Below are 12,096 nucleotides of genomic sequence, written 5' to 3'. Positions count from 1 at the left end.
TAGCCGCCACCCGGACGGCCCCTACGCTTGGCGGAATGGCCCACCTGCTCGGCGGCGAAGCGCTGCACCTGTCCTTCCCGACCACGCGCGTCTTCGACGGCGTCACGGTCGGGCTGAACGAGGGCGACCGCGTCGGGGTCGTCGGGCGCAACGGGGACGGCAAGTCCTCGCTGCTGGCGCTCCTCGCGGGCCGGCTGACCCCGGACAGCGGCCGCGTGACCGTCCGCGGCGGGGTGCGCGTCGGCGTGCTCGACCAGACCGACACCCTCGACCCGGCGCTGAGCGTCGGCGCGGCGGTCGTCGGGGACCGCGTCGAGCACGAGTGGGCCGGCGACGCGCGCGTCCGCGACGTCGTGCAGGGCCTCGTCGGCGACCTGCCCTGGGACAAGCGCGTGGCCGACCTGTCCGGGGGTCAGCGGCGGCGGGTCGCCCTCGCGGCGCTGCTCGCCGGCGACGACGACGTGCTCATGCTCGACGAGCCCACCAACCACCTGGACGTCGAGGCCGTCACGTGGCTCGCCCGGCACCTGAACCGCCGCTGGTCCGCGAACGCCGGCGGCCTGCTCGTCGTCACCCACGACCGCTGGTTCCTCGACGAGGTGTGCACCGCGACGTGGGAGGTGCACGACGGGATCGTGGAGCCGTTCGAGGGCGGCTACGCGGCGTACGTGCTGCAGCGCGTCGAGCGCGACCGCATGGCGGCGGCCACCGAGGCCAAGCGGCAGAACCTCCTGCGCAAGGAGCTCGCGTGGCTGCGCCGCGGCGCGCCCGCCCGCACGTCGAAGCCGAAGTTCCGCATCGACGCCGCGAACGCCCTGATCGCCGACGTGCCGCCGCCCCGCGACACCGTGGCGCTGTCCCGCATGGCCACCGCCCGGCTCGGCAAGGACGTGGTCGACATCGAGGACGTGTCGGTGTCCTACGGCGACCACGAGGTGCTGCGGCACGTGACCTGGCGGATCGCGCCCGGCGAGCGCACGGGCGTCCTCGGCGCCAACGGCGCGGGCAAGTCGACGCTGCTGGGCCTGGTCACGGGCGCCGTCGCGCCGAGCGCCGGCCGGGTCAAGCGCGGCAAGACGGTGCAGGTCGCGACGCTCACGCAGGAGCTCGCGGAGCTGGCGGACATCGCCGACGACCGGCTGAGCGACGTCATCGGCCGGTACCGCACCACCTACGTCGCGGGCGGCAAGGAGATGACCCCCGGGCAGCTGCTCGAGCGGCTCGGGTTCACCAGCGCCCAGCTCTCGACCCCGGTCAAGGACCTGTCCGGCGGCCAGCGGCGACGGCTCCAGCTGCTGCTGATCCTGCTGGACGAGCCGAACGTGCTGGTGCTGGACGAGCCGTCCAACGACCTCGACACCGACATGCTCGCCGCGATGGAGGACCTGCTCGACACCTGGCCCGGCACGCTGCTGGTCGTCTCCCACGACCGGTACCTGCTCGAGCGCGTCACCGACCAGCAGTACGCGGTGCTCGACGGACGGTTCCGGCACGTGCCCGGCGGGGTGGACGAGTACCTGCGGCTGCTGGAGCACCACCGCGGCGGGAACCCGGTGCAGACGGGGGCCCCGACCGAGGCCACCGGGGGCGCCCCGGCGGCGCCCGGCGGCACCGGGCTGGACGGCGCGGAGCTGCGCGCGGCGAAGAAGGAGCTCGGGGCGCTGGAGCGGCGGATCTCGAAGCTGACCGGCCAGATCGAGGCGCTCGACCGGACGATGGCCGAGCACGACCCCGCGGACTACGTCGGCCTCACCGCGCTCGGGACGGACAAGGCGGCCCTGGAGGCCGAGGTGGCGGACGTCGAGGAGCGGTGGATGGCCCTCGCGGAGGCCGTCGAGGGCTGACCAGGGCGGCGCCGGCCCCGGGTCGCGCCGGACCCGGGCACGCGCACCGCGCGCCGGGAGGGCCACGCGGCTCACTAGGATCGACGGCATGTCCCGCATCCTCAGCGCTGTCGCCTGGCCCTACGCCAACGGCCCGCGCCACATCGGCCACGTCGCCGGCTTCGGCGTCCCCTCCGACGTGTTCAGCCGCTACATGCGCATGGCGGGCCACGACGTCCTCATGGTCTCCGGCACCGACGAGCACGGCACGCCGATCCTCGTGCAGGCCGAGCAGGAGGGCGTCACGCCCCAGGAGCTCGCCGACCGGTACAACCGCGTCATCGTCGAGGACCTCACCCAGCTCGGCCTGTCGTACGACCTGTTCACCCGGACCACCACGCGCAACCACTACGCCGTCGTGCAGGAGATGTTCCGCACGGTCCACAAGAACGGGTACATGGTCGAGCGGACCACCATGGGCGCCATCAGCCCGTCGACCGGCCGCACCCTGCCCGACCGCTACATCGAGGGCACCTGCCCGATCTGCGGCTACGACGGCGCGCGCGGCGACCAGTGCGACAACTGCGGCAACCAGCTCGACGCGATCGACCTCAAGAACCCGCGCTCGCGCATCAACGGCGAGACCCCGACGTTCGTCGAGTCGAACCACTTCTTCCTCGACCTGCCGGCGTTCGTCGACGCGCTCGGCGACTGGCTGCGCACCCGCACCGAGTGGCGGCCGAACGTCCTGAAGTTCTCGCTGAACCTGCTGGACGACGTCCGGCCCCGCGCCATGACCCGCGACATCGACTGGGGCATCCCGATCCCGCTCGAGGGCTGGGAGGACAACCCGTCGAAGCGCCTGTACGTGTGGTTCGACGCCGTCATCGGCTACCTGTCCGCGTCGATCGAGTGGGCCAGGCGGTCCGGGGACCCCGAGGCGTGGCGGCAGTTCTGGACCGACCCCGAGTCGCTGTCGTACTACTTCATGGGCAAGGACAACATCACCTTCCACTCGCAGATCTGGCCGGCGGAGCTGCTCGGCTACGCCGGCGGCGGGTCCAAGGGCGGCGAGCCGGGGGCGTACGGCCGGCTGAACCTCCCCACCGAGGTGGTGTCGAGCGAGTTCCTCACCATGGAGGGCAAGCAGTTCTCGTCCTCGCGCGGCGTCGTCATCTACGTCCGCGACATGCTGAGCCGCTACCAGCCGGACGCGCTGCGGTACTACATCTCCACCGCGGGCCCGGAGAGCCAGGACGCCGACTTCACCTGGGCCGACTTCAAGCGCCGCACGAACGACGAGCTCGTCGCCGGCTGGGGCAACCTGGTCAACCGCACCGCCAGCATGATCCACAAGAACGTCGGAGCCATCCCGCAGCCCGGGCCGCGCACGACGGTCGACGAGGACCTCCTCGCCACGACGACCACCGCGTTCGGCCGCGTCGGGGAGCTCATCGGCACGCACCGGCACCGCGCGGCCATCGGCGAGGCGATGCGGGTGGTCCAGGAGGCCAACCGGTACATCTCCGAGACCGAGCCGTGGAAGCTCAAGAACGACCCGGAGCGCCTCGGGACCGTGCTGCACACCGCGGCGCAGGCCGTGAGCGACTGCAACACCCTGCTGTCGCCGTTCCTGCCGCACTCGGCCCAGAAGGTGCACGAGGCGCTCGGCGGCACCGGGGCGTTCTCGCCGCTGCCCCGCATCGACGAGGTCACCGACCTCGACGACGCGTCCCGGTCGTACCCGGTCATCACCGGCGACTACCGCCGCGGCGTCACGCTGCCCGCGTGGCAGCCCACCGCGCTCGTGCCGGGCACGCCCGTCGGCAAGCCCGAGCCGGTGTTCACGAAGCTCGACGACGCGATCGTCGAGGAGGAGCTCGACCGGCTGCGGCAGGGCTGAGTGGGCCGCTCACGCTCCGGCCGGGACCGCGGCTGGCCGGCGCTGCCGGACGCGCTCCCGGCCCCCGTCGTCGACGACCACACGCACCTGGAGTCGGTGCTCGGCTTCGACGCGCCCCCGGGGGCCGAGCCGGCGCCCACCGGGCTCGACGACCACCTCGACCGGGCCGCCGCCGTCGGGGTGACCCGCATGGTGCAGGTCGGCTGCGACCTCGACGCCGTGGCCTGGACGGACGCGGTGCTGGCGGTGGACGCCGGGGCGGCAGACACCGGTCCCGTTCCGCAGCGGCCCGGCCGCCGCGCCCTGCTCGGCGCCGTCGCGATCCACCCCAACGAGGCCGTGCTGCACGCCGGCGTCCACGAGGTCGCGCCCGACGGCCTCGACCCGGACCCGCAGCCCCGCCACGACGTCGGACTGGACGACGCCCTGGCCCGCGTGGCGGCAGTCGCGCGCGGCAACGACCGGGTGCGGGCCATCGGCGAGACCGGGCTCGACCACTTCCGCGCCGGACCTCGCGGGCGGGAGGTGCAGCGTGAGGCGTTCCGGGCGCACGTCGCGCTGGCCAAGGAGCTCGGGCTGGCCCTGCAGATCCACGACCGTGACGCGCACGACGACGTCGTCGACGTCCTGCTGCGCGACGGCGCCCCCGAGCGGACGGTCTTCCACTGCTTCTCCGGGGGGCCGGCGCTCGCGGAGGTCTGCGCACGCGAGGGCTGGTTCTGCTCGTTCGCCGGGCCGCTGACGTACCCCGCGAACGAGGACCTGCGCGCCGCCCTGCGCCTGCTGCCCCTGGACCTGCTGCTGGTCGAGACCGACGCCCCGTACCTCACGCCGCACCCCCTGCGCGGCCGGCCCAACGCGCCGTACGTCGTCCCGCACACCGTCCGCCGGCTCGCCGAGGTGCGCGACCTCGACCTGGCGACGACGTGCGAGACCCTCGCCGCGACGGCCACCCGCGTCTACGGCACCTGGTGAGCTGACCGCCCCCTCTCTCCTTCCCCTCGGAGACTCCGAACGGCATCGGAGACAGGCACGCGCCATCGGAGGGCTCTGCGGACACCTCCGAGCCCGCGCGAGCACCTCCGAGCGTGCACCCCCACCTCTCCAGCACCGTGGGAGGCTCCCAACGGCATCGGAGAGGGGGACGCAGCATCGGAGGGCTCCGCGGGGACCTCCGAGCCCGCGCGGACACCTCCGAGAGCGGTGGGAGCCTCCGAACGCTCCGGGTGGCGGGTGGGGTGCCGGGCGGTGGTCCGCCGGGCGGGTGGTCGGGATCGCGGTGGCTTCCGCTGCGGGTCACGAATCGGTTACGGTCGGGGTTGCTGTACCCGGCGCGAGTCCCTCCCTCCCGCCGTCCCGACCTGCTGGAGCCGTCCGCGTGCCTGCGCCCGACCCGTCCGTGCCTCCCCGGCCGCTGCCGGCCGGGCGCACCGAGCCCCCCGCCGACGCCGGCGCGACCGGGTCCGCCTCGACGGGATCGACCCCGCACCCCGCACCGGGCGACGCGCACGCCCACCGCGCGCACGCCCACCGCGCGCACCGGTCCCGCCGGGGCCGGCTGCTGCGCCTCGGGGCTCAGGGCGCCGCCCTGCTGCTGGTCGCGGGCGCGACGACCGCGTTCGCCGGGCTGCACAAGACGGTGACGGTGGAGGTCGACGGCACGCCCGTCGAGGTCAGCGCGTTCGGCCGGACGGTCGGCCAGGTGCTCGCGGCGGGCGACATCGCCGTCGGCGAGCACGACCTGGTGGCCCCGGCGCTCGGCGAGCCCGTGCGCGACGGCTCCCAGGTGGTCGTCCGGCACGGGCGGCAGCTCGACGTCGAGGTGGACGGCGAGCAGCGCACGGTCTGGACCACCGCCCTCACGGTCGGCGAGGCCGTCGAGGGCCTCGGGCTGCGCGAGAACGAGACCCTGCTGTCCGCATCCCGGTCGTCGTCGCTGAGCCGCGGCGACGTCCTGCGGGTGTCGACGCAGAAGACGATCCACCTCGCGGTGGACGGCCAGGTGATCGACGGGGTGACGAGCGCCGGGACGGTGCGCGACGCCCTGCGGGAGATCGGCCTGGTGCTGAACGAGGGCGACCGCGTGTCGGTGCCGCTGGACGCCACCGCGACGGACGGGCTGGTGGTCCTGGTGACGCGCGCGGCGACCGGTGGCGAGCGCGTCGAGGAGGCCGTCCCGTTCGAGGAGCAGGAGGTCGAGGACCCGACGCTCGTCGCGGGCACCCGGGTCGTCGAGACGAAGGGCCGCGCGGGCGTGCGGACGACGACCTACGCGACCTCCACGGTGGGCGGCGCGGTCGTCGACCGGCAGGTCGTCGCGTCGGCGGTGACCGTCGAGCCGGTCACGCAGGTCGTGAAGGTCGGCACGATGGAGCTCGCGTCGGGCGTCGACATCACGGTCACGCCGGGCAGCGCGCAGGAGGTGGGCAAGCAGCTCGCCGCCGAGCGCGGGTGGGGCGACGACCAGTTCGCCTGCCTGCTGGAGCTGTGGAACAAGGAGAGCGGCTGGCGGGTCGACGCCGAGAACCGCTCGTCGGGCGCCTACGGCATCCCGCAGGCGCTGCCGGGCTCGAAGATGGCGAGCATCGCCGCGGACTGGCGCACCAACCCGGCCACGCAGATCACGTGGGGTCTGAACTACATCGCCGGCCGGTACTCGACGCCGTGCGGGGCCTGGTCGTCGTTCCAGGCCAAGGGCTGGTACTGACCCGCGCGGGCTGTCCCCCACTTGGCAGCAGATCACGAATGGGTTACGGTCGCGTGTCGCCCGTGACAGCCCGGAACCCCGGGGTATCGGGCAGCACCGCCCCTCCGGGTCCCGGAGGGCCGACCGCCGGATCGAGGATCCGGGACCGTCGGGTGCGGCTCCTCCCTCCAGGTGCCGCCGCAGCCGCGGGCTCCTGAGCCCCGGCACCGCCGGGCGTCGCGGACCGCGACGCACCCCGCCCCTCGTGCCCGGGACCGTCGTCGTCTGGACACACGTGACCTCCCTCCTCCGTCGCGCCCGCACGCGCCTCGCAGCCACGCCCGCCACCCTCCGCACCCGCGTCGTCCGCAACACGACGGACCCGGGGACCACGGACCAGGAGCCGACCGCCGAGCGCCGGACGCGCCGGGGTCGCGTGCGCCTCATCGGCGCCGCGACCGCCGTGGTCGTCCTGGCCACCGGCGGCATCGCCGTCGCGGACGCCCACAAGACCGTCACCCTCGACGTGGACGGCGTGACCACCACCGTCTCCACGTTCGCGGGCAGCGTCGACGGCCTCCTCGCCGAGCAGGACCTCGAGCTCGGCGCGCGCGACACCGTCAGCCCCGCCGGCGCCCTGAGCGACGGCGTCGACGTCGTCGTCCGGCGCGCCCGCCAGGTGACCGTGCAGGCCGACGGCGAGCAGGCGACGGTCTGGACGACCGCGCTGACCGCCGACGAGGCGCTCGAGATGCTCGCGACCCGAGGCGACGACGTGCGCCTCGTCGCGTCGCGCTCCACCGCGGGCGGCCGCCCCGACCTGTCGCTGGACCTCACGCTGGACGGACCGGCCGACGTGGTCGTGGACGGGACGACGCTCACGGTCCCGAACGGCAGCACGACGGTCGCCGACGCGCTCGACCGCCTGGACGTCGAGCTCCAGCCCCTCGACCGGGTGAGCGTGCGCCACCGGGACGACCGCGTGACGGTCGTCGTGAACCGCGTGGTCGTCGAGGACGTCACCACCACGAGCGAGGTGCCGTTCGACGCCGTCGAGCAGGGCGACCCGGCGCTGTACGTCGGCCAGTCGAAGGTCACCACCGCGGGCGTGCCCGGCGTGCGGACCGTCATCGAGCGCGTCACCACCGTGGACGGCGAGGAGACGGGACGCGACCTGCTGTCCGACGAGGTCACGCAGGCGCCCGTCGCCCAGGTGACGAACGTGGGCACCACGAAGCGCCCGGTCGTCGCCGCGCCGACCACCCCGAGCAGCCCCGCCGTCGGCGGCGGCGACGCGGCGGGCCTGAACTGGGGCGCGCTCGCGGCGTGCGAGTCGGGCGGCAACCCCACCGCGGTCTCGGCGACCGGCAAGTACCACGGCCTGTACCAGTTCTCGGTCGCCACCTGGCAGGCCGTCGGTGGCGCGGGCCTGCCCTCGGAGGCCTCGGCCGACGAGCAGACCGCGCGGGCGCAGATGCTGTACAACCGCTCCGGCGCCGGCCAGTGGCCGCACTGCGGGCCGCGGCTGTTCTCCTGACGCACCCACCCCGGCGGGCGGCGGCGCGCCGCCCGCCGGCGGGCGGCCGGTAGGCTCGCCCGCATGTCCTCCAGCACCGGCCCCGTCGCACCCGCGGCGGGGCCGCTGCTCGGCCCGGCCGAGATCCGCGCCCTCGCCGAGCGCGCGGGGATCCGGCCGACGAAGACGCTCGGCCAGAACTTCGTGCTCGACGGCGGCACGGTCCGCAAGATCGTGCGGCAGGCGGACGTGGTCGCGGGCGAGCGCGTCGTCGAGGTCGGCCCGGGGCTCGGGTCGCTGACGCTGGGCCTGCTGGAGGCCGGCGCGGACGTCGTGGCCGTGGAGATCGACCCGGTGCTCGCGGGCCTGCTGCCGGAGACGGTCCGCCGGCACGTCCCCGGAGCGTCCGTGGACGTCGTGGACCTCTCCGACGTCAGCCCGGACGCCCGCCCCGCCGAGCGCCCGACCCCCTCCGCCGGGTCCGCCCCCGCCCCGTCGCTGACCGTCGTGCGCGGTGACGCCCTCGACGTCCGGGCGCTGCCAGGCCGGGCGCCCACCGCGCTGGTCGCCAACCTGCCGTACAACGTGTCGGTCCCCGTGCTGCTGACGTTCCTCGAGCGGTTCCCGACCCTCGAGCGCGTCCTCGTGATGGTGCAGGCCGAGGTCGCGGACCGGCTCGCCGCACCGCCCGGCAGCCGCACGTACGGCGTGCCCTCCGCGAAGGCGGCCTGGTACGCCTCGGCGCGGCGGACCGCGACGGTCGGGCGCTCGGTGTTCTGGCCGGTCCCGAACGTCGACTCGGCGCTCGTCCGCCTGGACCGGCGCGAGCCCCCGCGGACCTCCGCCACCCGCGAGCAGGTGTTCGCCGTCGTGGACGCGGCGTTCGCGCAGCGGCGCAAGATGCTGCGATCGGCGCTCGCCCCTCTTGCCGGCGGATCCGCCCCCGCGGTCGCGGCCCTCGCCGCCGCGGGGGTCGATCCGCAGGCGCGCGGCGAGGCCCTGGACGTCGCCGCCCTCGCGCGCGTCGCGGAGCACCTGCCCGGCCTGTGAGCGCGACGCCGCACCTCCGGCACGCGGCCGACGACCCCGCGCCACCAGCGCCCGGACCTGGCACAGTGGTCCCGTGACCGACCTGCGCCTCGCCCCCCGCACCGGCCGTGAGGTCCGCGTGCGGGCGCCTGGCAAGGTCAACCTGTCCCTCCGGGTCGGCGCGCGCCGGCCCGACGGCTACCACCCCCTGTCCACCGTGTTCCAGGCGGTCTCCGTCTACGAGGACGTGGTCGCGACCGCTGCGGACGAGCTGCGGGTCACGGTCTCCGGGCCGCAGTCGGAGCTGGTCCCGACCGACAGCAGCAACCTCGCCCTGCGCGCCGCGCGGGCACTGGCCGACCGCACCGGTGTGGCCGACGGCGTGCACCTGCACCTGCACAAGGGGGTCCCCGTCGCCGGTGGCATGGCCGGGGGCTCCGCCGACGCGGCCGCGGCGCTGCTGGCGTGCGACGCGTTCTGGGGCACGGGCCTCGGGCGGGAGGAGCTGCACGAGGTGGCCGCCGACCTCGGCTCGGACGTGCCGTTCCTGCTCATGGGGCAGACCGCCGTCGGGGCGGGTCGCGGCGACCTGCTCACCGCCGCCCTCAGCCGCGGCGAGTACCACTGGGCGTTCGGCGTCCGGGACGAGGGGCTCGCGACGCCGCGCGTGTTCGAGGAGTTCGACACGCTCGGCGGCGGCCACCCGGGGCCGGAGCCCGACGCCGACGTCGCGCTGCTGCAGGCGCTCCGCGCGGGGGACGCGCCGGCGGTCGGCGCCCTGCTGCACAACGACCTGCAGGACGCGGCCGTGGAGCTCGCGCCCGGCCTGGTGGAGACGCTCGCCGTCGCCGAGGACGCCGGAGCACTCGGCGTGGTCGTCTCGGGGTCCGGCCCGACGGTCGCGGCGCTGGCGCGCAGTCGGCAGCACGCGCTCGTGATCGCCGCGGCGATGACCGCCGCCGGGGTCGCCGACTCCGTGCTCACCGCCTCCGGCCCCGTGCCCGGCGCGAGGGTGGTCGCCGGCTCCGACGTGCTCTGACCGGCGGCGGACGTCAGCCGCGCTCGACCGAACCGGACCCCGACACGTCCTGCTCGACCCGCGGGTCGCCGGTGTAGCGCACGGTCCCGGAGCCGCTGATCGACACGGCGAGCCGGTCCCGGACGCTGACCTCGGCGTCGCCGGAGCCCTCCACCGAGACGTTCGCCTCCTCCAGCCGGAGGTCCTCCAGGTCCAGGTCGCCGGAGCCCTCGATGCTCAGGTCGGCCGCACCCGCCCGGCCCGCCAGCTCGACGCCGCCGGAGCCCTCGACCGTCACGTCCACCCGGTCCGCGGCCACGCCGGTCGCGGACAGGCTGCCCGAGCCCTCGACCAGCACGCGCAGCCGCCCGCCCGTGACGTCGACCAGCTCGACGTCGCCCGAGCCGGACACCGCCACCTCGTCCAGCTGCGGCAGCACGAGCTCGTACGCGACGTCACCCAGACCGCCGAACAGCCGGTCCTCGGCCCCCAGGTGCAGCACGCCGTCGCGCTCCTCGACCACCAGGCGGTCGTGGGTGCGCTCGCTCGCCGTGATCGTCAGGCCGGGCCGGTCCCCGCGCCGCACGGTGAGGTCGCCGCCGGTCGCCAGGTCCACCGCGTGCACGTCGCCGACCTCGACGTCCCGGGCCGACGTCGGACCGCCGGGCCCGGCCACGCAGCCGCCGAGCGCGACGGCGAGCGCCGCCCCGAGCGCCGCTGCCGCAGCCGTCCTGCGGGGTGCCGTCCTGAGCGGTGCCATCGTGCGTCTCCTCGTCCCCGGCCGGGGGCCGTCCCCGCGTCGTCCCCTCGAGCCTCCCAGCCGTCCGGGGGACGCGGCATCGGGGACTCCCCGGAGCGCACCCTGAACCCCACCCGGAGCGCGCCGCGGCACCGTGCCGCGGTCGTGTCAGAGCCGGGTGAGCCCCCGCCGCAGCCCGCGGACGGCCTGGGCGATCCGCTGCTCGTTCTCGATGAGCGCGAACCGCACGTGCCCGTCGCCACCCGGGCCGAACCCGACTCCCGGCGAGACGGCGACGTCGCACTCACGGACCAGCAGCTCCGCGAACTCGATCGACCCGAGGTCCCGGTACGGCTCGGGGATCCGCGCCCAGGCGAACATCGTGCCGCGGGGCCGCAGGATGTCCCACCCGATCCGGGACAGGCCGTCGACGAGGGCGTTGCGCCGGCTCTCGTACACCGCGGACAGCTCCGCCGGGTACTCGGTCGCCTCGTTGAGCGTGACGGTCGCCGCGATCTGGATCGGCTGGAACGTGCCGTAGTCCAGGTACGACTTGAGCTTCGCGAGCGCACCCACGACGTCGCGCCGCCCGACGAGGAACGCCACCCGCCAGCCGGCCATGGAGTACGACTTCGTCATCGAGTACAGCTCGACCGCGACCTCCGTGGCGCCGACGCACTGCATGATCGACGGCGGCGTCCAGCCGTCGAAGCTCATGTCCGCGTACGCCAGGTCGTGCACGAGGACGACGTCGCGCTCCCGCGCCCAGTCGACCAGCCGCTGCAGGTCGTGCAGCTCGACGGTCGTGGTGGTCGGGTTGTGCGGGAAGGACAGGACGACGACACGCGGCTTCGGCCAGCCGAGGTCCCACGCCTCCATCACGCGGTCCACGTAGCCGCCGCCGTCCGTGCCGTCGCCGATCGGCACCTGGCGGGCGTCCGCCCCGGCGAAGTACGGGCCCCAGATGTGGATCGGGTACGACGGGGTCGGCACCAGCGCGGCGTCGCCCGGCTGCAGGAGCACCCACATGAGGTGGCTGAAGCCCTCCTTGGCGCCGATCGTCGAGATCACCTCGGTCTCCGGGTCGAGGGTCACCCCGAACCGGCGCAGGTAGTGGTCGGCGACCGCCTGGCGGAGCTTGGGGATGCCGCGGGACGCGGAGTACCGGTGGTTGCGGGTGTTCTGCGCCGCCTCGGCCAGCTTGTCGACCGCGAGCTGCGGGCTCGGCAGGTCGGGGTTGCCGAAGCCCAGGTCGACCACGTCCCGGCCGGCGCGCCGGGCCTCGACCTTGAGGGTGTCGATGATCGTGAACACGTACGGCGGCAGGCCCGGGATGCGTCGGAACTCCATGTCCCGACGCTAGACCCGAGGCCACGCCCGTG

The 12,096-nt window shown here is 75.0% G+C and carries 9 protein-coding genes; 7 read left to right on the top strand and 2 right to left on the bottom strand.

What is annotated here, in order from left to right:
• The first annotated feature begins 35 nt into the window (after positions 1-35).
• From K5O09_RS03685 to K5O09_RS03655, 7 genes are all read left to right on the top strand, one after another.
• Positions 36-1,844, top strand: a complete 1,809-nt coding sequence (locus K5O09_RS03685; RefSeq protein WP_222171504.1) for an ABC-F family ATP-binding cassette domain-containing protein — start codon at positions 36-38, stop codon at positions 1,842-1,844.
• Between the two features lie 88 nt (positions 1,845-1,932).
• Positions 1,933-3,726, top strand: a complete 1,794-nt coding sequence (metG, locus tag K5O09_RS03680) for a methionine--tRNA ligase (protein WP_222171503.1) — start codon at positions 1,933-1,935, stop codon at positions 3,724-3,726.
• Positions 3,727-4,701 (top strand): TatD family hydrolase, encoded by a 975-nt coding sequence (locus tag K5O09_RS03675; RefSeq protein ID WP_222171502.1) that lies wholly within the window; start codon positions 3,727-3,729, stop codon positions 4,699-4,701.
• Positions 4,702-5,104: 403 nt separating this feature from the next.
• Positions 5,105-6,433, top strand: coding sequence for a ubiquitin-like domain-containing protein (locus K5O09_RS03670; protein ID WP_255596061.1), 1,329 nt, complete (start codon positions 5,105-5,107; stop codon positions 6,431-6,433).
• Positions 6,434-6,707: 274 nt separating this feature from the next.
• Positions 6,708-7,949, top strand: a complete 1,242-nt coding sequence (locus K5O09_RS03665) for a resuscitation-promoting factor (protein WP_255596060.1) — start codon at positions 6,708-6,710, stop codon at positions 7,947-7,949.
• A 63-nt stretch (positions 7,950-8,012) separates the two neighbouring features.
• Positions 8,013-8,978: an rRNA adenine dimethyltransferase family protein gene (locus tag K5O09_RS03660; protein WP_222171500.1), complete on the top strand. Its 966-nt coding sequence runs from the start codon at positions 8,013-8,015 to the stop codon at positions 8,976-8,978.
• Between the two features lie 73 nt (positions 8,979-9,051).
• Positions 9,052-9,996 (top strand): 4-(cytidine 5'-diphospho)-2-C-methyl-D-erythritol kinase, encoded by a 945-nt coding sequence (locus tag K5O09_RS03655; RefSeq protein WP_255596058.1) that lies wholly within the window; start codon positions 9,052-9,054, stop codon positions 9,994-9,996.
• Between the two features lie 13 nt (positions 9,997-10,009).
• Here K5O09_RS03655 and K5O09_RS03650 read toward each other — a convergent pair whose 3' ends face one another.
• Positions 10,010-10,735: a head GIN domain-containing protein gene (locus K5O09_RS03650; RefSeq protein ID WP_222171499.1), complete on the bottom strand. Its 726-nt coding sequence runs from the start codon at positions 10,733-10,735 to the stop codon at positions 10,010-10,012.
• Between the two features lie 147 nt (positions 10,736-10,882).
• Positions 10,883-12,064, bottom strand: a complete 1,182-nt coding sequence (locus K5O09_RS03645; RefSeq protein WP_222171498.1) for an aminotransferase class I/II-fold pyridoxal phosphate-dependent enzyme — start codon at positions 12,062-12,064, stop codon at positions 10,883-10,885.
• Positions 12,065-12,096 lie beyond the last annotated feature (32 nt).

Origin of the sequence: Cellulomonas sp. C5510, from assembly GCF_019797765.1 — a bacterium.
Lineage (GTDB): Bacteria > Actinomycetota > Actinomycetes > Actinomycetales > Cellulomonadaceae > Cellulomonas.
This window is presented reverse-complemented; position numbering and strand designations above follow the sequence as displayed.